Raw genomic sequence first — 22436 nt, 5'->3', positions numbered from 1 at the left:
CTTTGATTTTAATTAAAAATATTTATGAAATTATTTTCAATTTCACACAAATAGCCTTTAAACTCAACTTATTACCTGATTATCTACTGTAAGTTTGTAATAGTGTACTTTTGAGCCCTCTACCACTTTTATACTTACTGTGTCTTTAAATAGAAATTATACGTGGCTGCACATAAGAGGGCTTCAATCTTTTAACAGCCAATGTCTAGCTAGAATCTTATTATTTATATCTAAATCATAGTCAGCTATTTGAAATTATTATCAAAAGTAATCTTTTAGAAAAAGTTTAAAATTCTTAAAAAAACATAAACCATTTTATAAAATTTTGTTACTTTTTCGCTATAATGATTATAATTATCGTTTAGGATTTCGATACATCAACATGGACCGCTCAACCCCTCTTTCACTACCAAATTTTAAGTTCAAAGTTTCTACGCTTAGCTATGCAATCGGAATTGCATGTACTTATCTCGCACTTCCTGCACATGCTGAAGATACAACTACTAGTGCTTTACCGACTATTACCATTAAGGCGCAAGGTAACTGGCTAGAAGAAGCTAATGCTGAAACCGTTCACAAACATGCTGGCGCTCGAACTATTGTTGACCGCAAACGTTTGGATGAAACAGCTGCAACTTCAATTCGAGAAGCATTAAAACAAATTCCTGGAGTTCAAGCTCAAGATAGCAGCGGAACAGGTGGTAGTGATGTTTCACTCAATATTGGTGTCCGTGGTCTAGCATCTCGCCTATCACCTCGTTCAACAGTTTTAGTTGACGGCGTTCCGCTTTCATTTGCACCATATGGTCAGCCACAGTTATCTTTAGCACCTGTTTCAATTGGAAATATTGAATCAGTAGACGTTGTGCGTGGTGCGGGATCGGTTCGTTTTGGGCCTCAAAACGTAGGCGGAATTATTAACTTTGCTACTCGATCAATTCCTCAAGATTTTAGCGGAACCGTTAGCCTAACTTCAGAATATGCCTCTGGTACTGACCAAGTAAAACTGAGCCCTAATCTATTTGTGGGTGGAACTTTAGATAATGGTTTAGGCCTTGCCCTTTTATATTCAGGGACTAAAGGAAACGGTTATCGAGAAGCTAACAACAAAATTGATATCGATGACGTAATGCTAAAGTCTGCTTATCAATTTAATGATAAAGACTCAGTTGCTTTAAATCTGCATCACTATGAAGGTCGCGGCGAAATGCCAGAGGGTTTAACTCAGGCGCAATATGCTGAAAACCCGTATCAATCTTCTGGTGAAAAAAACTATTTTGCAGGTCGACGTACAGATGTCTCTTTACGTTATAACCATAAAGATGAAAAAAATAACTTCGAGGTTTTGAGTTACTACATCGACTCTTTCCGTACTAGTAATCTTGAGACTACACTAGCGAATGGGCAAAAACGCCTCGATTCTGCTCCACGCGATTATAAAGTCTATGCAATTGAACCGCGTTACTCTCGCATTTATGAACTTGGTAATACTCAAAATGAAGTAACGGTTGGCTATCGCTATTTGAAAGAAGAAAGTTCTGAATTTGCAGGACGTACTGCATCTTATGCAGCAGGTTCATCAGTGCCAGATTTTGCTCCACGTAGTAGTAGTGAAGGCGGTACTAAAGCACATGCTGTATATATCGACAACCGTATGGAACTCGGCCGTTGGACCATCACACCGGGTGTTCGTTTCGAATCAATTGAAACCCATAATAACTTCACAGGTTATAACAAAGGACAACCTAATACTGTTTATCCAAAAATTGATTCAGACGAATTTTTACCAAGTTTATCCGTGATGTACTCAGCAAATGAAAACTGGAATATATTTGCAAACGCAGGCGTATCGTTCGGTCCACAGCAATACAGTCAATTAGCTCGTCTTGAAGGAACAACCGCAACGGCTACAACCGAAGGCTTACATCCTGAAAAGTCGAACAACTATGAAATTGGCACCAAATATTTGGGCAATGGTTTAAATGCCGAATTTACCGTGTTCTATTTAGACTTTGATAAAGAGCTTTCATTGGTTCGTGATGCTGCTAATAACGGAATCTGGACAGATTTAGGGGCAACCAGCCACAAAGGTGTCGAAACAGGTATTAGCTATGATTTCGGACAATTGTCTGATGCACTGGAAGGCTTAAAAGTATATGGAAACTATACTTTCACCAAAGCAGTCGCTGAAGCAGGTCAATTTAAAGATAAAGACCTACCGTTTTACTCACGTCATGTCGGTAATGTTGGGTTAGGTTACACAGTAGATAAATGGTCTTTAAATGCGGATATGTTTGCGCAGTCTAAGCAGCATTCACCAGATCTTCCAGATAGTAATGTCTATCAAACAGAAGAAACTGCTGATGGTAAATATGGAGATATTCCGGGTTATACCACTTTTGCGCTACGTACCTCTTATGACTTAAGTTCACAAGTTAAAGGTTTAAAAATCGCGGGTGGAATCAAAAACGTCTTTGATAAGCAATATTTTACTCGCTCAACAGACTCTACTGGCGGTAAGTATGTAGGACTACCACGTACGTTCTATCTACAAACCTCTTTTGATTTTTAAAGCTAAACCAAATTGAATAAAAAGCCCTCCTCGGAGGGCTTTTTTATAAGAATTAAACCTTAGAGTACTAACCAATCTAAGCGAGCGTCGACATAAAATATTCTAATAATTTATCTCTTTCATCGATCTTATTTGCACTTAAAAGCTGGACCATTGCCCCATCAATCACAAACAAAAACATGTAGGCATCTTCAACTGTAGCGGTAACTTTTACGGTTAAAAGCAACTTATAAATTTCATTTATGAACCATTTTCGATAGTCGCTGACGACCTCATAAGCTACTGGATAAAGCTTTTCAATTTCAAAAATGGCTTTAAATGGCAAACGATAAAAGCCATCTAAGTTTGCATGTAAAAAGTAAACTTTCTTGAGCTTATCAAACATCATAAGTTCGCGGTACGAATGAATAATTGAAAACACCTCATGTTTTAATGAATCTGTTTGAAAAGTTAAGCTCATCTGAATGAGCCTTTCTTTGGAGTGAAAGTAGTTATAGAAAGTGGCTTTGGGAATTTTGGCATCCGTAATAATTCGGTCAATCCCGATGTAAAACCCATATTGATTAAACAAATCTCTTGCCGCGTGTAGTACGCGAAGTGCTCTAAATGATGCTTCTAAATTTGGCATTTTTATACCGTATAAAATAATTTTTTGTTGTAAGTGAAAGAGATAGAATTGCCGTCACTCTTAAAATGAGCGCTAAAAACAGGCATGCAAAAGCCGCACAAATAATGGTGTGCTCGCCTATCTCAGATTTATTGTTGCTATGATTTTTTAGTCGTAACGATTCTTTAGGTGCAAAACCTAGAGTCGATTAAACCGTTTTAAAGATTGTTTAAATGGAATGAATAGAGAGATTTTGGCAAAGACCAGTAAAGAAGAAATAGTACGCATAGCGGACTCCTAGATGAAATAGAAGTTCTACCAAATCACTGCTAAATGATTATGGTGGCAGAACGAAGAAGGGTTAGCAGACCAGTCATCTAGGAACCGGCACGCCCGAAGGCGTCCCTCCTCCGTCCTACCGCTACGAAGGGAGACGAACGAGTTCGACACCAAAAAATTGCTCTTTTGATGATCTAGATGAAAACGGTCTGCTAAAACCGACTGGCAATGTGGCCAGCAGGCAAAGGATAATCGGAGAGGTTTTGGGTGTCAATGTTCTAAACTTAAGAAGTAAGAGTATTGAATATAAAAAAGCTCTTTAAATAACAAGAGCTTTAAATATTGAAACTTACTTAGTCTCTTTTACATGAAATGACTGTATAAGCCGAGTTAAATTATTTTCTATATTCTGCCAATCAGCTAAATGTATATCACTGTAATGTGCGGTAATACTCATCGGCAGTCCCTTCACATTAAAAGTATGTCTACAATAGTATTGCTGATTTGGTCTAGCATAGTCTTCTAGAATAGCCTGTTCAGGATCTGGTTTACTTAATAAATAAGTACGAGCAAAAGTACTACAACTAATATAAGAAACTATATTTCCACCAGCGTCTTTTTTAAAATAAATCTTATAATGATTATAATCCTCTGTTACATCCTCAGGATATTTCTTTTGCCAATCCTTATAAACAAGAACTTTATAGAACCCGCCTGGTAAATTAGGATCTAGTGATACCACTTCTGTTAAGCCTAATTCTGGAGCTGGTTTAGTTTGTATATATTTAATTAATTTTGGCGTTTCAAAATACTCTTTCGGATGAAACACTGAACTTAAATTTATACCCATTGTAATTTCTGCATCACTAGCATTCACTTTATGATTCTTAGGTATCCAGCTATTTAAGGAAAACCAAATTACATACTTATGAAACTCTTGCCAGTCTTTAGGTATTTCATAATCAGCTCTTACTGATTCAGGATTAAAAATATGTAAATTTTCTAATGTTTTTCCTTTGTACTCAGGTAAAAGAACTTGAAAAAGTTCAGTACATTGAAATCTATCACATAAGGCTTTGCTGCTCTCATACCTTTGCTTTTCTCTGAATTCTAGATCTTTCTTTCGTGAAGATTCAGAAATAGCAGTTGCATCCATAAGATAGTTTGCTGGAATATCTAATATGACTCCATTAGGGTCAAATTCAGATGGCCAAATCTCTCTATACAATGGTGGATGTAAATAATATTCTCTAAATAAAATCTTTTCTTTGTAATTTTGATATTTGCCATAACTAAAGATTGCAACTAACAAAAGTATCAGTAAATATCTCTTCTTAAGAAGAAAAGATATTGAGGAAGCTTTTTTCATAAAACCTCTCCTGATAACAAATTTAGTGCTTTAATTATCTTAAATAGATTCAGTCTTTTAACTGAATTTTATTTAATGCCACACATAAAGCTTTTTTGTCAGCTTCTTTAAGTTGAGGATGTTGAACAGACCACATATAGCTACAACCATGAGGTGCTTTGTTATGATTTTTCTTAAGTTCATAAGCGATATTTTTTAGAAGCTCAGTGTTTAGAGAACTAATTTTTAAACGTACTTCAGCTAGATCTTGGGGCTTCCAATTGCTTTCAGGACTCGACAACCAATCTGCGCGATATCGATATTGAATGGCCTTGGCAACATTCATTTGGGTCACAATAAATGGCTTTACTGTTTCGCTATTTAAACCAAAAGATTCAGCTTCAGAAAGCGATTGATTGAGAACTTTCTTTTCTTGAGTTAAATCTTCAATCGGCAAATGCTGCTCTGCTTTATAACCCGCTACATCTTTCATATAGGATAAACGCTCGTTAACTAAACGAACAGTTTGATCATATTGATATGCTTGGGCGAGTGAAGAAATACACATAAAAGCTGCCAAGGTCGACACGATCTGAACAGTTCGCTGAAAACTCGTTATATCCACCATTTAAAACCTACCGAAATTATTGTTCTATGATCATTTCAACTCAGTACTGTATTTCAAGAACATGCGAAAGTAAAACTTTAAGATAGGCTGAGTTCTTGGCTCCATGCCGAATCAGGTTGCTGATAGATGTGTTGGCATACTTGCTTGAGAGATGAGGTAAAGTGCTGGTTTTGCCCTTCCCATTTTTCAATCATGCAATAACTAACATGAATGCCTTTAGGTTGAAACTCTCTGGCTAGTGACTGTGCTAAAGCACGGATGCTTGCAAACATGCTTTGGCTTATCACATCGTAATGGATAGAGTGATTAGAGGGTGCGCCAAGAAAAATAACCGTGCCTCGCTGTTGTTTAAGCATAGGCTTAATCACAGCTTGAGCAACACTTACTGCACTTAAACCTGTGGTCTGCCAACTGTGTTCAATCTCTTCTAAAGATAAAGCTTCGATATTGGGCGAAGATGAAAAACTCGGCTGAAATACACAGAGTTCAATGGTATGCCCATGTTTTGAAAAATAACGCAATAAGCATTTTAAGTGATCTGCATTCACTAAATTTAATTGAACTGCTGTCACGCCATCATTTATAGAATGTATTTTCATCTTTTGCGCAGTTGAATCATGCACAACTTGATAAAGATGTAATGGACAATGTGCGTTTTTATCTAGAATTACAAAATCACGCTCAATCAGTTGAAGGTCATGACCAGCCACTACAACACAGCCCTGCTTTTTTTGAAATTTTTGAAATATTTTTTTTAGCATTTTAGTTTCTCAAAATTTTTCTTGATAAGGGCGTAAATCCAACTCATGTGTCCAGAGCTGAGGTGTTTGTTGGTAAAGCATCCAATAATTTTCTGCAATTGCATCAATATTAAGTCCGCCAGTGCCACGCGTAAGACGAGCTAACCGCCCCAGACCAAATAATGCTTTATTCACTCTATCGCCATCGACCATGCCATCAATAATCACATGAGCAATATGGATGCCTTGTGATTTATAGATTTGGGCTAGATTTAAGGCATAAGCTCTTAAGGCAGATTTTCCCATCGTAAAAGCTGCGAAAAAAGGTTTGCCGCGTAGAGACGCACTCGCTCCAGTAAAAATAAGCGTACCGTGATTTTGATCTTTAAAGATTTTTAGACAGCTTTGAGAAACTAAATAGGCCGATAAAAAAGTGGATTGCCACATTTGAGTAAAAAACGACAATGGGCTGCGTAAAAAGATGGAAGGAATATTCCCCCCCACATTATGAATGACAGCAGTAATACGCTCATTTTGACTTGTAATGGTGTCAAACAGGGCTTGTACTTGGTGTATATCTTCTGCATCTAAACGAAACGCTACAGCTTCCCCTGCATTTGCATGGATTTGGGCAGCCACTGCTTCAATTTTCTGGAAAGTACGTCCAGCAACATAGACTTTTAAGCCTTCTTTGGCGAACAGACGACACACCGCTGCACCAATCCCCTGTGATGCCCCGACGCCAATAACAACTGCACAATCTTGTGTTTTATCTGGTGTTGCTGATGTCATAGACGTTTCATCCTGTTTGTTTTTTATACCATAATGCAATAAACGGACGATTCAAAATTTCTTTACTAAATTTTTTACTGGTACGAATCACTTCGCCGAGTTGAGCAACCACCGCAATATCTGCAATCGTTTGGCTGTTTCCAACTAACCATTCACTTTGTGATAAAACCTGCTCAATACGGTCGAGATGTCGGATAAATTCTTCTTCAACATTTTCAGCTTTCATACGTCCTAAGCCTTGAAAGAATAGCTGCGTTTTTAACTCGGCTAAAATAAAACCTTTTACCATGGGCTTTTCATAGGCCGGACGACCAATGCTACTAATGCGAATCGCTTCTTCTAAAGCTTCAGGATCATTGACGCGTAAATAGACTTCATAAAAATAAAGAGATTCATCTGCCCAATCTTCCCAAAGTTCAGCAAGGGCTTTTTGATTTGGATCTTCAGGGTAAAGCCGAGGTGTGTCTGGAAAGGCTTCATCTAGATACCGAGCAATTCGAGTGCTGTCTTGAATCCTCTGACCGTTATGGTCAATGACAGGTACTTTGCCGACCTTACTTAACAGAGGAACTTTCGCTCCAAGAATGCCGTTGTAGTTAACTGTGTCAAATGGAATTCCCTTGAATCTTAAAGCCCTTGAAATTTTTTGACAGAATGGAGAAATTTCCCATTGATGCAAAATAATATTCGACATTTATTCACCTTTATTTTTAATTGCCTTTTATCTAGTTCTTTTTTAGAACTAATCAATAAATATACAGAATGCTTTTTTAAGTCAAACTATTTTTGATGACGGCCAAGTTCCGAAAGCTAATAATTATTTGATTTTTATGATTTATATCTTAACAATTTTTAAGCTATATACTTTGAACTATAGGGAGCTCTGCTATAAAAAGAGCTCCACATATAAATTTGAAAGCTTAATAAGTCACCGTAACGACAACACTATCAGAATAGACACCAGGTCTACTTGCGATGGCAGTGCCTTGCGGAATCTTTCCATACACAGTAGTCGTTTGAGCACTTCCTGTACCTGTTTTTGAGACTCCTCCTGTTCCCCCAACATTGGTTACGCCTCCCGTGGCATCCCATACCGTACTATAGTTAGAATCTTTATATAGCTGATAGGAAATAAATTCATTATTACTATTGATCATACGCCTAAAGCCTCCAGCAATACGGTTGTTTCCATCCCCTAAATAAATACTATATGGCGTTCCAAAATTACAGGTTGTATTCACGGCTCCTTGCGCTGTGTAATCACGCTTAGTCATGCCAATATCATTAATATTGCCGAAATCTACAGTTGAGGTTGAGTTTAATTGGCACAGGCTTGGGACCACAAAGTTTGCTGTTAGCAATGTATCGCCTGAATCCCAGCCACCAAGTAAATCACCACATGACAAACCCAAAAGATCCATATCCCAATACAACCGAACCGAAGCTGTATATGTTCCTTGAGGGTATGCAATAAGAGACCCCGTTCGAGCTGGTACTTTTATATTTACCGAGTAGCTCACAATATTATTTGATGCGACTGTTGGTACTGGACCATACCACACATTGGAGGTTTGGTTTGTGGTAGAAGACCCAGCTCCGCCTACAGTTGCAGTAACTGTATAGGGTAATGAAACACTGTTAATTGCATTTGTGGTTCCCGTAAATACGGTTTTCATACACATGAAATTAGAAATCTGGGGAAGTCCTAAATTCGTGCAAGTAATTGTTCCTGAAAGGTTTACAGTTGCATCACTATTAATATTTGCTGCTGTGTAGATAAAAGTGTTATTTGTGGTCCCACTTACCGTACAAGCTGCGTGTGCCGGACTAAAAAATGCATAAACAAGATAAAATAAGCAAATGCCTACAAAGTATTTTAAAAACAATGGAAAAAACTTATAGCTCTCTATTTGAGCCTTATTCATACTATTTAATGACATACATAAGGTCCCAATTTTTTGGTTGAGTACTGATTACTGTTATATGTGAAGTCAACTTGGCATGAACCATGATCTAGAAGATCGACTTCAAGTTTGTTTTGCTTCAATAGGTTTGGAATAAATACTTCACCGTCATACCCAACCATCCCATTTTGCTGACCATTAATTCGAACGGTATAACCTGGCATTAATGGTGAGTTGTTTTGATCAACCAGTTTCACTAATCCTGAAATGACCTGATGAGCACCAAAGTCAACCAAAGTTCCTTGACGATAACCCACAAACGCTGTCTGATTCGTAGAGCTAACTTCCCACTCTAAAGGTAAATATGATGGGTCTAGGTAGATGTGATGAGACATGTAGGGTCTTAAATTTGCAATTAAGAATCGGCCAGACTTATCGGTCGTACCTAAATTAACACCACCATTTAAAATTTGGCTTTGTGGCCCAGCATTGGTCACAACTGCGTAGCCCTCTCCAATTTCATTGGCCGCAAAGATACGTCCCGCCGCCGCAACCAATGATCCCGTCGCCGAAAGTGCAACCTGATCGTTGTCTCCAAATCGGTTATAGCGTCCTGTCAGGTAAGCTGCTCGTGCTCGGTAAGATGCATAGACCGATGCATTGTTTTCATTTGCATCCTGATCTCTTTCAACATAGCCCCCCCAGCCAAATGAACCAATTTGGGGTTCTGACAAACCGAATATTTCTTGGCGGTACCGTAGGCTACCGCTGTCACTAGATACACTTGTGATCGCATTCACTTTACTGGACGGTGTATATCTCAGCGCAAAGTAAATTCCATAGTCCTTGTGGTTTTCATAATCTTTATACGCTGATGCATAAAAGCCCCAGTTCTTGTCCAGACTTCCACTTAAATTGGTAGACAGTAATTTATAGGAGTTGTCACTATATTTGATCTGGTTATAGCCCAGATAAACCCCATAGCCTGCATAAAAGTTATAATTAATCCCTGCCCTAAAAATCTCATCTGCCAGTGCGCTGTAGTTCAGGTAGTTCTGTGACTCGGGATTAATCTGGTTATCTTTTAAATATCTAACTTGAGACACACGGGCTAGGTCAAAATAGTTATCAAATACTTTGCGGTAACTGGTGTTAAATGAAATGTTCTTACTGATGCGGCCTTCTAAACCCAGCAAGGCAGAATAACCGTTTTCTTCTTTATACTGGCTCGCTGCAATGTCGGCATTGATCACGCCAATACCCAAAATATTCTTGGCAAATCCTGTGCCTAGGTTCGATAACCCATCTGTTGAAGCTTCTGCGCCACCGCTTAAGGTCAGTGAGTTGCTATAACCATATCGAATCGCACCCGAGGCAAAAGTGGCATCGTCATAATCGTTTGAATATAGCCCATAGTTGTAGCGCGGAACCCCCACATCTACTGAAAACTCATTTATGCCTTTTGCCAGAATCTTGGATGAAAAATAGTACGGCTTTTTGGTAATGCTCTGCTGACCCGTTGCATCGGTAGTCACAAGGGTGACTTCATTTCCTGAAATAAATGGAAGCTGTTTAATATCAAATGGACCAGATGGGACTAGTCCTGAATAAATCTTTTGCTGGTTGACGTATAAGTCTAGGGTTGAAGGCAGTGCTGCCGAGCCGGAGAATTGCGGGAGTGCCGAGGTGACAATATCCCCGCGTTGACTATAAGCACTCGACCACTGAAAACCGGCAAGACGGACACTACTGCCCCAATCTGGGCTATTGGAAATAAAGTCCCCTAGGGTATATATCCTGATCTTTTCAGGGTCGACATATTGCCACTTACTTTCTAGGCGCACCCACTTTTCATGACTATAACTATTTTCATTACTACCGTTATATAAAACGCCTGAAGAAAAGTTACCGATTGCGCTATTAAAGATCCCTTCTGCCGTACCAGAGAAAACATTCTCATCATTGGTTATGGTGTTATACAGACTGTAGTTCAGAATGGCTGCATTTAAGGGTTTCATCTTTAGCAATTGTGGGCTAGTGATCTGCTGGCCATTTAAGTCAACTGAGTAACCCGTTAACATGTTCGACGGAACTTTTAAGTTTAGAGATTGCTCATTTTCCAGATATTTAAACTGGATTCCGTTTAGATCATTAATACACACCCACTGGTTATCTAGGATATCTTCATCCATTTTTAGTCTTAAAGTTTTTAAAGTGCTAGATCGAATATATAGTTTTCCATCCTTAGATTGCTTTACTGCAACCAAATCTTCATTAGCATTTGAGTTAATCGAAACATTTAAAAATAGATGAATGAAATTAAGATCTTGCTCCTGCTCATTCGCTCCTACTTGTGTATATTCACCATTGCTACCTACAGATTTAGGAACACTGGGAACTGCAGTATTCGTATGATCTAGTAACTGTTCGGCAAAAGAATATGCAGGAAAATACGCAACACATAAGACACCTATAATGTATTTCATATAAGCCTCTTAAAGTGTGGTTTTCTTACCATTAACTGTTAGAGATACGCTGTATTTATGATTTGGTTGGTAGGTAAAGTTACTAATCGAGTAACTTTTCGACTTCTCCGCAAGAATATAACCATTCACAGTATTTACTTTAATGGGATAACTTTTATTTGCTGTTGTATCAATAAGCATTAGACTATTTAACAGCGCATGTCGGTTACCTATATTGCTAATATTTAAAGAAGGTGTGTTCTGGTTAACATCAATTTTCCAACTCAGTTTGGTAATCGCATCTTTATTTACTACAAATACAGGTAATGATGAGCGAAGTAATACATTTACTCCCTGAGCTGCTTTACGGCTATCAATTGGTTTGGGTAACTCATCAATAATAATACGATAGGTTTTTTCACCAGAAATAGGTTCTGGGTTAATTCTAACTACACGTAAGTTATAAGAGTCACTAGGTTGTAGTTTTAAAAATGGTGGACTAACTACAATTTCATCCGTAGGGATTAACTGATCTTGCCCAGCATTTTGTCTCCACTCAAATACACGCACCTGCAAATCAGCACTTTCATTTGACTGGTTATATAAACTAATTGAAGCAGCATTTTGATTACTTAATATTTCTACATTTACAGGTGAAAGACGGATTGTTGCGGCGTTAATAGAGCTAGATAAAGATAAGAATAATCCCATAATAATAAAAATATTTTTTTTCATGATTTGCTCAAATATAACTTTTTAATGTATTAGCCCTTTCAAAAGGGCTAACGTAATTCTAATTTATGCAAATTAATAAGTTACCGTGACAGTCACACTGTCAACATAGCTACCTGCACTTGGTAAAGTTGTTCCTGCAGGAATACGACCATATACATTTATAGTTTGAACATTACCCGTTCCGGTTCCACTGTAGGCAGTCGTTGCAATACCAATTGCTGTGGCACGTCCTGTGTCAGAGAAAAGGTTGTAAGGAATATATTCATTGCTAGTCGCCCCACCGATCATGCGACGTTGTGTTGATAAAACATTCTGACCACCATCAAATGACAAAGTCCATGGCACAGTATTATTACAAAGGACTTTAATTGAGGTACCACCAGTCGTTGTGGTATCTGCATCAACATTGCCAGCAAGTGAACTTAAAGTACCAAAGTCTAAAACGGCATTTGTTGTCGTGCCAGTTGCAGAGGTATTCAATACACAACTATTCGTTACTGTTGCTCTAACAGTTAATGTACCTGTTGCTGTAGCTGCATTTGCCGCATTGAGAGAAAATACTCCTGCAACAACTGCTGATAAATAAATAAAAGTCTTTTTCATGGCCAAAACCTTTTAAACTAAATTGTCGAATTAATAGATATAAAAAATTTAACCCTTATTCTTACAATCATTTTTATTTGACTGCTCTTTTAAAGCTTATTTTTTTATCCTACTTTCCAACATAATACATAAAAATAAATAAAATGCATGTTCACGTTATTATTTTAATTTCTAATCAATAAAACAAATTTACCTAAACCTATCTTACGGATACAAAAAAACAATATTTACAAAATATAAATATTTGATTTAAATAATTTTAATAAAAACACTAGAAAAAATATTAAGATAAATTTAAATAAATATTTCAAAATTTAGCTAACTTTAAAAAATTAAATAATTTTCTAGAGCCAATTTATTTTTTATATTATTTATCCCTTTAATTTTTATTTTATATTATTTCTTAAAAGTGCATCTTCAAAAAACTATTAAAGATTATATTTTATATAAAAATAAAATGATAAAGCTTGATCTACAGATGAACTATGACAAAGATAGTTTTGTTTATTTTAAATATTGAATAGCTATGAGATATAAAAAAATAAAGGCCTCTTTAGAGACCTTTATTTAGTAATTTTAAATAATTAAACGCTCAGCATGCTATTTAAAGTTTCAGAAACATTTTTCGATTTCACTTTAGGCTGCAATGCTTGTAAAGCTTGTTGTAGTTGAGTACGCTGAGGCTCTGCAAGCGTATACCAGCGAGATAAAACCTGTAATAGGCGTGAACCTAAAATTGGGTTTTTCTCGTCAAGATATTCTGCAAGGTTAATAAAGTGAGCTACACCAAAGCCCCAAGTATTTTCTGGATTATTTGACAAGCCACCACTTACCGCACGAATACGATTTGGAGTTGTTAAATCATAGTCTGGATGTTGAGTAAGGTACTCAATTGTTTCTGTTGTCGCATTTGGGTTTGCAGCTTGAATCATAAACCACTGATCTAAAGACAAGGCTTCATCTTTAAAACGGTCATAGAAATCAGCAAGTGCCTCTTGAGCTTGAGGTGCATTTTGCCAAACTAATACACGTAACGCACCTAAACGTTCAGACATATTGCCAGTGTTTTGATATTGGACATGTGCTAATTCAAATGCAGTTTGATCGCCCTGACGAGCCATCATCATGAGCATGATATTTTTTAATGCACGAACACCCATGGCTAACGAGAATTCTTTTTGCAAGTCTGGGTCAAGGGTAAGATAAGTATCTTTCCAGAATGAACCCAACTCTTGTGCCAAACGATTCAGTAAGGCTTCACGTTTTACATGAATATCTGCTGGTGCATAGTTCTGATCAATACGACTACCCAAATAACCTTCACTTGGTACATCAAACAAACGTGATGCTAAAAGCGGGTCACGACCAACCAACTCTGGCAAAGTGCTCTGAATAGCTTGAATGTACGCATCTGCAGAATGGTCTTCTAGCAAAATACGCTCAAGCAAGGTTTGCGTTGCTTGCCATTGGTTAAAGCCGTTGGTTTCGTGTTGAATTAAGAATGCTAATTCAGCATCGGTATAGTCAAAAACAAGATTTACAGGCGCAGAGAAATTACGGAGCAACGACACAACTGGCTGTTCAGTAACACCTGTGAATTCAATGGTTGCTTCGTCTTGATCAAACAAGTACACACCATCTTTAACATCATTTACGAATAAGCTGTCACTGTGCAATGTATATTGTTCACCTGTTTTAGCGTTAAAAAGCGCTAAAGCAACAGGAATTGGAACAGCTTTTAAATTTGGATATTTAGGATGTGCTTTTAGGCTTTGTTTAAAGCTTAAACGGTAAGTTTGTGTCGCTACATCGTACTCACCTTTTGCTTCAAGCTTTGGTGTACCCGGTTGGTTGTACCAAGTTAAGAATGCAGATAAATCGACACCGGAACCCGCAGATAATGCAGCAACCCAATCTTCTACAGTCACGGCTTGGCCATCATGACGGCGGAAATATTCATCCGTACCCTTACGGTATTTTTCTTTACCCAACAAAGTCGACATCATGCGGTTAATTTCCGCACCTTTTTCATAGACTGTCGCTGTATAGAAGTTATTAATTTCGACAAAATGGTCTGGACGCGGTGGATGCGACAATGGACCCGCATCTTCAGGGAATTGATGCGATTTAAGTACAGCGACGTCATCAATACGTTGAACCGCAGCAGATTGTAAATCTTCAGAGAAAGACTGGTCACGGAAAACCGTTAAGCCTTCTTTTAAGCATAGCTGGAACCAGTCACGGCAAGTAATACGGTTCCCTGTCCAGTTATGGAAATATTCATGGGCAATCACAGACTGCACACGCATAATTGCTGCGTCAGTTGTGTATTCTTCATCGGCAAGTACGCATGAAGTATTAAAGATGTTTAAACCTTTATTTTCCATTGCACCCATGTTGAACTGACTCACCGCAACAATCATATAGTTGTCGAGGTCATAAGCACGACCGTAGTGTTCTTCATCCCAACGCATTGAATGCTTTAAGGCTTCCATCGCGATATGGCATTTTGGAATGTCTTTCTCGATTGCATAGATTTCTAGAGCAACATCACGCCCTTCCGAAGTCGTATAACGATCTTTAAGAACAGCTAGATCACCAATAACACAAGCAAACAAATAGCTTGGTTTTTTAGTCGGGTCTTGCCAGATCGCAAAGTGGCGGTTTTCACCTACCTCACCTGTTTCAAGCAAGTTACCATTGGCAAGTAACACTGGATATTTTTTGTCGGCTTCTACACGTGTCGTAAAGACTGAAAGTACATCTGGACGGTCTGGATAGAACGTGATTTTGCGGAAGCCTTCAGGTTCATTCTGGGTTACAAACAACTCATCTGCTTTATATAAACCTTCAAGCTGAGTGTTGGTTTCAGGATGAATAATCACTTGAGTTTGTAAAATGACTTCATCTGGTGCATCAGTGATCACCAGTTGTTCACTATCGAGCGAATATTGTGCAGGAGTAAGATCTTGACCATTGAGCTGAATAGACTGCAACTCAAGATCACGGCCCAATAACACCAAATCTCCAGCAGTTTGACGCTTCATGACTAATATTGAATCAACAATTGTTTTGTCGTCATATACTTGAATATCAAGATTAATGGATTCAACCAAGAATGAAGGTTTTTGATAATCTTTTAAATAAATTGTTTGATCTGCCTGAACTGGAGGCTGTGCCGCAATATTCATCTTTATTCCTTATATACTTTTCGGAAACCGTAGTACGAATTTTATGAACTTGATCATACACATTCATACATACCGTGTTTGTTTACCTTTATAAAATTAATGGGACTTCATTTATACATTTCAAATTAGAATCGTCTTTTATTAGCACAGATTAGACCAAATTTACGATAATCGTTGCTTATATAATCAATCTATACAATAAAAATAAAACAACTTCAGCTTTTAACATTTTTTAGAGTCAGCTTACATTTTGGGCATGGTTCTTGCCTTCATTAATACACCAATATAAATATTTCAATCAGAACAAGAGGTGTCAGTATGGAATTAAAAGCACATTTTCATCGTTTAGAAAATATTAAAGCGATTCATGATCTAAACGCAGCAGGTCTCGATCACCATGTGATTGCAGTATTTTTATCTGCGGAAGGTATTTCTATTACAGCTCAGGAGGTAACTTCTATCGTTAATACTTACGACGCTTTAGGTAAAGTAAAATTACCAAGTAAAAAAGTGCAGGCACTTATCAATGCCAAAAAGCTTGGACAGAATGATGAGAGCTTGCCGTGCCCTGTTTAATTTTAAATTTTAACCTCTTATGAAAACCTAAAGTTAAAACAAAGACTTTAGGTTTTCTATTTTTGCACCAAACAAAAAGACAATCTCAGCTATCGGCAATGTGGCTGTGTATAATAAGTCAGTCATGATAGATTTAAGCGTTCGGAGCAAAATGGTCTTACAAATTCTACAGAAACAGCTAGATGAAAGTAGCCATTGTCCTCTCTGCCAAGCGTCAATGTATTGGGTAGATGCCGAGCAATTTGAACAAGACATTCAGTTTCATGAATGCAGTCATTGTCAGCACCGTGTTTTTAAAGACACAAAAATGACTTGCCATTGTGAAACATGCACAAAACAACGAAAAAAGCTTTTACAACAAACACGCCTACAAGAACAACGCCAGTTTAAGTCAAAAGAGCAACCACAACGTAGTCTGGAACAGCTCAGTTTTTTGCATAAACTTTTTTTACTTAGCCTGCTCGACGACTATGCACGAGACGATATTGCTCATGACGAATACATTCACTGGGACAAAATTAAATATCAGTCCATTACACCAAACTGGATGTTTCAAAACTATCTGATTAAGCAACTCCATAAAGATGGAATTTTAAACGCTCAAGACCAAGCTGATGAACCTCAGTGCTTTTATTTAAACATTCGCTTGGATGGTTATAGTGACCCAAGTTTATTTAGTGTAGCCCAGCAACTACGCCACTGGTTTTATGAAAATTTAAGTCTTGGTATTCCATTTCGTAGTGCCGATGAAGTAAAAGACGTACTTTTTCAGGTGCTCTATCAAGAGATTATTCAGTTTATGCAGTTCTATTGCCGAACTTGGGGCATTCAAATTGCAGGAAGCTCTAATTTTCAAACTTTTTGCTATCGTTTAATGGATTCATTGGCAATTGGTCAGATTTATTATTTAATTCAAACCGCGCTCGAATATCTTTATAAACAGAAAGCCCTACAGCCGCGTAATGAAAAATTTATTAACACCAATTTGTTAAAGAAAACCTTAGAGCAATATCGCGAGAGAGCTTTAGCTGAAAAGTGGGAAACCTCAATGTTGCCTCGCCCTCACAATATTCCCTACAGTAAAATGAGTTATATTTTACTTAACCGCTTCTTAGGCTACGACGAACAAATCTTTGTCCAACCTGTCTGGAAAGCATGGCGAAAAATTGAACCTCGATTAAACTTTTATTCAGTTAAACGCTGTATGCATTGTGGTTCAAATGATTTAAGTGTTGATTATGATGCGGCAGATTATGTTTCTTTGATTTGCCAAAGATGTAAGCATCAAGATCATTATTTTACTCACTAAATCTACAATCACTTTGGCTTAATAAGGATAATAACATGACATCAGCATCGACTTTGATTGAGCAGGTAATTGACGCTTGGCAAAACATGCAGGCAAAAACGCCTCTTGTGCAATGCATTACCAATAGCGTTGCAGCCAACTATACAGCCAATGTCTTACTTGCTTCTGGTGCTTCACCTGCCATGATTGATAATCCTTATGAAGCAGAAAGTTTTACCAAAATTTCATCGGCTTTAAGCATTAATTTGGGCACACCTACTTCAGAGCAAATGCAAGCCATGCAAATATCTGCCAAGACTGCACAGCTCAATGGCATTCCATGGGTGCTTGATCCAGTAGGTTATGGACCAATTTTAGCTTGGCGTAGTCAAATGACAGACGAGCTTTTACAGTTCAAGCCAAGCATTATTCGTGGTAATGCTTCAGAAATTAGTACACTTGCAGGCAACCAAGTTCAATCTAAAGGTGTCGATAGTACTCTAAGTAGTGATCAAGCCTATCAACAGGCTTATACACTATTAGCACATGCGGACTGTATCGCTATTTCAGGTGAGTCAGATTATATTTTATCTAAAGAATTAGACGTCGTTATTCAAGTGAACGGCGGAAGTCCTTTACAACCAAAAATCACAGCAACAGGCTGCGCTTTGGGTGCGTTAATCGCAGCATATAGTGCTGTAACGACGCCAACCATTGCTGCTCTTTCAGCTCATGTTCATTTTGCGATTGCGGGTAAACTCGCTGCAAATCAAGCTCAAACTATGGGAAGTTTTAGCACCATCTTTATGGATTACATCCACATGCTAGATGACAACTTGATTGAGCAATATGCAGATATTAAGCTTTTAGAGATACTGGCATAATCTAGGTTATGCCAGTATCACGCTAGACCCACTTTAAAAGTAAGTAGATGTCTGTTCATTCGAAAGCACTACTTTTACATAGTGCGAATCTCTATTCTTGATCGAAATTGCGCTTTTTTAGAATTATACAACTTGCTTAAAGTAATCTTCTCTTGGCATATCGATAAGCTCAACGCACAATTGAATTTCTTTATTAAACTCTGGCTGTAGATATTTTTTGTTGCTGAGTGCCGCTAATAACTGCTCACCCATAAGTTGTTTTTGTTCAGCTGTTCTTCCTGACAAAATGTAGGCTTTTACATGAATATAGGCTTGATCAGCCCCTAAGCCAATGAGAAAAACATCATCTTTACGCGCACGGCTTTTAATGTCTTCTGGACTAAATAGCTCTGTATCAATCAATGTGGTATTAATTTCTTCAAGTAATTGTTTTGCGTTTAATCCAGTTAAATTTTCTGAATAATCAACTATAACGTGCGGCATAGCCACCTCAATTTATATAATAAGTCATTAAGCTAATTAAACTTTACTCAATAAATAATAAAGCTAATCTGACCTGATCATATCCCATTCGAGGGCTGGTTGCTTCAACAATTGGTCTTAGTTTGATCGAACCATCATCAGAAAAATGATCTGGATTTTGGCGCTTTTTCAGCTTCTTATAAATTTTACGAATTTCTTCGACCACCTCTTCACCCGGATGGGCAACCGAAATATCTAACTTTTGCTCTTTATGCAGTCGAGCCAAGTGATTAATAATTGTCGCTGGGGTTAAACCACGTTCATGCGCGATGTCTTCAATCTCATAGCCTTCTTCAAACAAAACACGTGTCTCATCTAAAGTTGCCGTAGCATAATTTTGCTTGCCACCTTTTGCGAGTTTCTTCTCATTACGAGAGATCTCGGTTTCATTCAAGGTACCGCCACAATGACGAATAAATGCTTTATGCTGAGCCGTTAAATCTACATCTGCAAAGTTGTCTTCGGCTTCTTTTGAAAGCTCTTGGAAACGGCGATCGGCTTTGACAGCTAAACTGTCTAACTCTAAAGCTTGCTCGTTAATACCTAATAATTTTAGACCAGTTAAAGATTTTAAGCGCGACAATGCGACATAACCCTGACCTTTCTCGAAGGTATTCATCAGGTTAATTTCAGCCGCTTCTAAAGTCATACCTTGGCTTTTATGAATAGTAATCGCCCATGCTAAACGAAGTGGAATTTGCTGAAAACTTGCAATCACTTTGCCTGCTTCATTTTCAACGGACCACGTTTCAGGAGCAACCAGCAAAGTCGTGCCATCAGTCAGTTTTACTTTCGGCAGTAAGCCATTTTCATCATCTTCTTCAAAGCCGATGACTTCACCCAAACTTCCGTTGATATAGCCCATATCAAAGTTATTTTTTACAAACATGACTTTGGCATGCTTTTTAAGTGTGAGTTCTTCTGGCGCACGCACTGAAGATTTTAAAGTTTCTAATAATTTTTCATTACCATCTAAAACAGCATTGAATTGATGTCCTTCATTATCAATTTCATTTAAGTGCTGATAATTGATATTGTCGACATCCATATTGTGCGTATAAAGACGAGTAAAGGTCTCACCAATATCATGCGCGCGTGATTGACGAAGTGCTTGCAAATGATCTGCTTGAATATTTTGCGCACGAATGGCATTTAAAATCTGGTTCAGAATTTCATCATCTTGGCGGTGTTGTTCTGTTAAATAACATACGCGGAATTTGGCTTCGACCCATGCATCTGACATAAAGCAGAACTTGTCACGATTGGCTTCACCATTACGTCCTACAGGCGGTAACTGGAAGAAATCTCCAGCTACAATGACTTGAATACCACCGAAGGCTTCATCGCTTTCTTTAAAATATTTTAGAACTTGATTGACCAGATTAAGCTGTTTCGCGTGTAACATTGAGATTTCATCAATTACAAGAACTTGCGCATTTTCAAGATGTTCCTTGAGATATTTACGCTCTTTCATGCGTTTTAGATCGTCGTCAGTTAACAGATCTTTAATGCCAATGCCAGCCCATGTATGAATGGTCATACCGTTCATATGTGTTGCTGCAATACCTGTAGACGCCGTAATTGCCACAGGCACTTTACGTGCTTTGAGGTATTGGATGTACTGATTAAGTGTATAGGTTTTCCCTGCACCAGCCGAACCGGTTAAAAAGACATTTTCACCTGCTTTAAGCAGTTTAAGCGCAGTTTCCTGTTTCATAATCTCATATGTACATCTTCAACAGCCCATAGCTTAACGATTTTCCCGAAAAAATTAAATGAATGTGCCAAACTTTCTAAAAAGCACATATAAATCAATAATTAAAAACAAAATAATATTTGGTAGGTTTTTGGTAGGTAGGAAAATAAACTTCACATCACAATACTAAGGCCATGGTGAGGCTCACCTGTAATAACAAACAATGGATTTATGGAAGAAGGAATCACTCCATGGCTTTTAAAAATATTGCAGATCAAACAAACGGTTTTTATATTCCATGCGTATCACTCTTTGGACCAGGATGTGCTAAAGAAATTGGTACAAAGGCACAAAACCTCGGCGCAAAAAAAGCATTAATTGTGACCGATGAAGGCTTATTTAAATTTGGTGTTGCAGATCTTATCGCAAACTATTTAACTGAAGCAGGCGTTGCAAGCCATATATTCCCAGGCGCAGAACCTAACCCAACCGATATTAATGTTCATAATGGCGTAAATGCCTATAACGACAATGGCTGTGACTTTATTGTATCTTTAGGTGGCGGTTCATCTCACGACTGTGCAAAAGGGATTGGTTTAGTCACTGCGGGTGGTGGTCATATTCGTGACTACGAAGGCATCGATAAAAGTAAAGTCCCAATGACACCACTCATTGCAGTGAATACAACGGCTGGTACTGCATCGGAAATGACTCGTTTCTGTATTATTACCAATACCGATACTCACGTAAAAATGGCGATTGTTGACTGGCGTTGTACCCCACTTATTGCCATTGATGACCCGAAACTTATGATTGCAAAACCGGCTGGTTTAACCGCTGCAACAGGTATGGATGCGCTAACTCATGCAGTTGAAGCATATGTTTCTACGGCGGCAAACCCAATTACTGATGCGTGTGCAGAAAAAGCGATTACGATGATTAGCCAGTGGTTACAACCTGCTGTCGCAAATGGTGAAAACATCGAAGCGCGTGATGCGATGAGCTATGCACAATATTTGGCTGGCATGGCATTTAACAATGCATCTTTAGGTTATGTTCACGCAATGGCGCACCAGTTAGGCGGTTTCTACAACCTACCGCACGGTGTATGTAATGCAATCTTGTTACCACACGTTTGTGAATTTAACTTAATTGCTTGCCCAGATCGTTACGCAAAAATCGCAGAGTTAATGGGTGTAAGAACTCACGGATTAACAGTGATGGAAGCTGCGTATGCTGCTATTGATGCCATTCGTAAACTGTCTTCATCAATTGGTATTCCATCTGGTTTAACCGAGCTTGGTGTAAAAACTGAAGACCTTGCGGTGATGGCAGATAATGCTCAAAAAGATGCATGTATGCTCACCAACCCTCGTAAAGCAAATCATGCGCAAGTTGTGGAGATTTTCAAAGCAGCACTTTAATACTGATGTAATGGCATATCCCTCTAGTAAGTCAAATCCCTCCGACCGTTGACTTACTTTTTTGGGGAATACTTAGCTCCAGCGGTATTCCCTTTTTTTAGAATCTATACTCCAACCTTTTCCAAACCTAATTGACAATTCGCCCATTTCATTGAAGGATACTCTGCATGTCTTAATTACAA

18 protein-coding genes are annotated in these 22436 nt (G+C 38.0%); 5 read left to right on the top strand and 13 right to left on the bottom strand.

Annotation, left to right across the window (positions count from 1 at the left end; all coding sequences use genetic code 11):
* Positions 1-382 precede the first annotated feature (382 nt).
* On the top strand, positions 383-2572 hold the full coding sequence (locus F928_RS08450; RefSeq protein ID WP_005073727.1) for a TonB-dependent receptor family protein: 2190 nt from the start codon (positions 383-385) through the stop codon (positions 2570-2572).
* 76 nt (positions 2573-2648) lie between these two features.
* Here F928_RS08450 and F928_RS08445 read toward each other — a convergent pair whose 3' ends face one another.
* The 11 genes from F928_RS08445 to pepN form a co-directional block, all read right to left on the bottom strand.
* Complete coding sequence (locus F928_RS08445; protein WP_002163153.1) at positions 2649-3200, bottom strand: TetR/AcrR family transcriptional regulator; 552 nt, start codon at positions 3198-3200, stop codon at positions 2649-2651.
* Between the two features lie 607 nt (positions 3201-3807).
* The gene (locus tag F928_RS08440) at positions 3808-4827 is read right to left on the bottom strand and encodes a hypothetical protein (RefSeq protein WP_002163148.1); all 1020 of its coding nucleotides are present in this window, start codon (positions 4825-4827) and stop codon (positions 3808-3810) included.
* Positions 4828-4876: 49 nt separating this feature from the next.
* A complete protein-coding gene (locus tag F928_RS08435) occupies positions 4877-5434 on the bottom strand; it encodes a chorismate mutase (RefSeq protein WP_005073725.1) in 558 nt (185 codons plus the stop codon).
* 77 nt (positions 5435-5511) lie between these two features.
* Positions 5512-6195: an SDR family NAD(P)-dependent oxidoreductase gene (locus F928_RS08430; protein ID WP_005073724.1), complete on the bottom strand. Its 684-nt coding sequence runs from the start codon at positions 6193-6195 to the stop codon at positions 5512-5514.
* A gap of 9 nt (positions 6196-6204) precedes the next feature.
* Positions 6205-6966, bottom strand: coding sequence for an SDR family NAD(P)-dependent oxidoreductase (locus F928_RS08425; RefSeq protein WP_002163150.1), 762 nt, complete (start codon positions 6964-6966; stop codon positions 6205-6207).
* Between the two features lie 7 nt (positions 6967-6973).
* Positions 6974-7660, bottom strand: coding sequence for a glutathione S-transferase (locus tag F928_RS08420; RefSeq protein ID WP_002163145.1), 687 nt, complete (start codon positions 7658-7660; stop codon positions 6974-6976).
* Positions 7661-7886: 226 nt separating this feature from the next.
* Positions 7887-8906 carry a Csu type fimbrial protein gene (locus F928_RS08415; RefSeq protein ID WP_005073719.1) on the bottom strand — a complete coding sequence of 340 codons (1020 nt, stop codon included), beginning with the start codon at positions 8904-8906 and terminating at the stop codon, positions 7887-7889.
* Complete coding sequence (locus F928_RS08410) at positions 8897-11356, bottom strand: fimbria/pilus outer membrane usher protein (RefSeq protein WP_005073716.1); 2460 nt, start codon at positions 11354-11356, stop codon at positions 8897-8899. Before F928_RS08410 ends, F928_RS08415 begins: the two co-directional genes overlap by 10 nt.
* Positions 11357-11365: 9 nt before the next feature.
* Positions 11366-12070 carry a fimbrial biogenesis chaperone gene (locus tag F928_RS08405; protein ID WP_002119329.1) on the bottom strand — a complete coding sequence of 235 codons (705 nt, stop codon included), beginning with the start codon at positions 12068-12070 and terminating at the stop codon, positions 11366-11368.
* 72 nt (positions 12071-12142) lie between these two features.
* Positions 12143-12679: a Csu type fimbrial protein gene (locus tag F928_RS08400; RefSeq protein WP_197697247.1), complete on the bottom strand. Its 537-nt coding sequence runs from the start codon at positions 12677-12679 to the stop codon at positions 12143-12145.
* Between the two features lie 578 nt (positions 12680-13257).
* Entirely contained in the window at positions 13258-15864 is a 2607-nt protein-coding gene (pepN, locus tag F928_RS08395) for an aminopeptidase N (RefSeq protein ID WP_005073713.1), read from the bottom strand.
* Positions 15865-16182: 318 nt separating this feature from the next.
* On the opposite strand from pepN, the gene F928_RS08390 reads away from it, so the two are divergent.
* The 3 genes from F928_RS08390 to thiM all read left to right on the top strand — a co-directional run bounded on the left by F928_RS08390 (position 16183) and on the right by thiM (position 18612).
* Entirely contained in the window at positions 16183-16440 is a 258-nt protein-coding gene (locus F928_RS08390) for a hypothetical protein (RefSeq protein ID WP_005073711.1), read from the top strand.
* A gap of 151 nt (positions 16441-16591) precedes the next feature.
* On the top strand, positions 16592-17749 hold the full coding sequence (locus tag F928_RS08385) for a hypothetical protein (RefSeq protein ID WP_005073708.1): 1158 nt from the start codon (positions 16592-16594) through the stop codon (positions 17747-17749).
* Positions 17750-17784: 35 nt separating this feature from the next.
* Entirely contained in the window at positions 17785-18612 is an 828-nt protein-coding gene (gene thiM / locus F928_RS08380; protein WP_005073703.1) for a hydroxyethylthiazole kinase, read from the top strand.
* Positions 18613-18735: 123 nt separating this feature from the next.
* On the opposite strand, the gene F928_RS08375 is transcribed toward thiM, so the two are convergent.
* Together F928_RS08375 and F928_RS08370 are read right to left on the bottom strand one after the other, a co-directional pair.
* Positions 18736-19095, bottom strand: coding sequence for a 5-carboxymethyl-2-hydroxymuconate Delta-isomerase (locus F928_RS08375; protein ID WP_005073700.1), 360 nt, complete (start codon positions 19093-19095; stop codon positions 18736-18738).
* A gap of 43 nt (positions 19096-19138) precedes the next feature.
* Positions 19139-20851, bottom strand: a complete 1713-nt coding sequence (locus F928_RS08370; protein ID WP_005073697.1) for an AAA family ATPase — start codon at positions 20849-20851, stop codon at positions 19139-19141.
* Between the two features lie 230 nt (positions 20852-21081).
* Here F928_RS08370 and mdh point away from each other — a divergent pair, with 230 nt between their 5' ends.
* The gene (gene mdh, locus F928_RS08365) at positions 21082-22254 is read left to right on the top strand and encodes an iron-dependent methanol dehydrogenase (RefSeq protein WP_005073694.1); all 1173 of its coding nucleotides are present in this window, start codon (positions 21082-21084) and stop codon (positions 22252-22254) included.
* Positions 22255-22436: the final 182 nt, after the last annotated feature.

Source organism: Acinetobacter pittii ATCC 19004 = CIP 70.29 (genome assembly GCF_000369045.1).
Classification (GTDB): Bacteria; Pseudomonadota; Gammaproteobacteria; order Pseudomonadales; family Moraxellaceae; genus Acinetobacter; species Acinetobacter pittii.
This window is presented reverse-complemented; position numbering and strand designations above follow the sequence as displayed.

Bases quoted from the DNA above. Each gene is read 5' to 3' on its own strand.
- F928_RS08450 (WP_005073727.1), top strand. From the start codon at position 383: ATGGACCGCTCAACCCCTCTTTCACTACCAAATTTTAAGTTCAAAGTT.
- F928_RS08445 (WP_002163153.1), bottom strand. From the start codon at position 3,200: ATGCCAAATTTAGAAGCATCATTTAGAGCACTTCGCGTACTACACGCG.
- F928_RS08440 (WP_002163148.1), bottom strand. From the start codon at position 4,827: ATGAAAAAAGCTTCCTCAATATCTTTTCTTCTTAAGAAGAGATATTTA.
- F928_RS08435 (WP_005073725.1), bottom strand. From the start codon at position 5,434: ATGGTGGATATAACGAGTTTTCAGCGAACTGTTCAGATCGTGTCGACC.
- F928_RS08430 (WP_005073724.1), bottom strand. From the start codon at position 6,195: ATGCTAAAAAAAATATTTCAAAAATTTCAAAAAAAGCAGGGCTGTGTT.
- F928_RS08425 (WP_002163150.1), bottom strand. From the start codon at position 6,966: ATGACATCAGCAACACCAGATAAAACACAAGATTGTGCAGTTGTTATT.
- F928_RS08420 (WP_002163145.1), bottom strand. From the start codon at position 7,660: ATGTCGAATATTATTTTGCATCAATGGGAAATTTCTCCATTCTGTCAA.
- F928_RS08415 (WP_005073719.1), bottom strand. From the start codon at position 8,906: ATGTCATTAAATAGTATGAATAAGGCTCAAATAGAGAGCTATAAGTTT.
- F928_RS08410 (WP_005073716.1), bottom strand. From the start codon at position 11,356: ATGAAATACATTATAGGTGTCTTATGTGTTGCGTATTTTCCTGCATAT.
- F928_RS08405 (WP_002119329.1), bottom strand. From the start codon at position 12,070: ATGAAAAAAAATATTTTTATTATTATGGGATTATTCTTATCTTTATCT.
- pepN (WP_005073713.1), bottom strand. From the start codon at position 15,864: ATGAATATTGCGGCACAGCCTCCAGTTCAGGCAGATCAAACAATTTAT.
- F928_RS08390 (WP_005073711.1), top strand. From the start codon at position 16,183: ATGGAATTAAAAGCACATTTTCATCGTTTAGAAAATATTAAAGCGATT.
- F928_RS08385 (WP_005073708.1), top strand. From the start codon at position 16,592: ATGGTCTTACAAATTCTACAGAAACAGCTAGATGAAAGTAGCCATTGT.
- thiM (WP_005073703.1), top strand. From the start codon at position 17,785: ATGACATCAGCATCGACTTTGATTGAGCAGGTAATTGACGCTTGGCAA.
- F928_RS08375 (WP_005073700.1), bottom strand. From the start codon at position 19,095: ATGCCGCACGTTATAGTTGATTATTCAGAAAATTTAACTGGATTAAAC.
- F928_RS08370 (WP_005073697.1), bottom strand. From the start codon at position 20,851: ATGAAACAGGAAACTGCGCTTAAACTGCTTAAAGCAGGTGAAAATGTC.
- mdh (WP_005073694.1), top strand. From the start codon at position 21,082: ATGGCTTTTAAAAATATTGCAGATCAAACAAACGGTTTTTATATTCCA.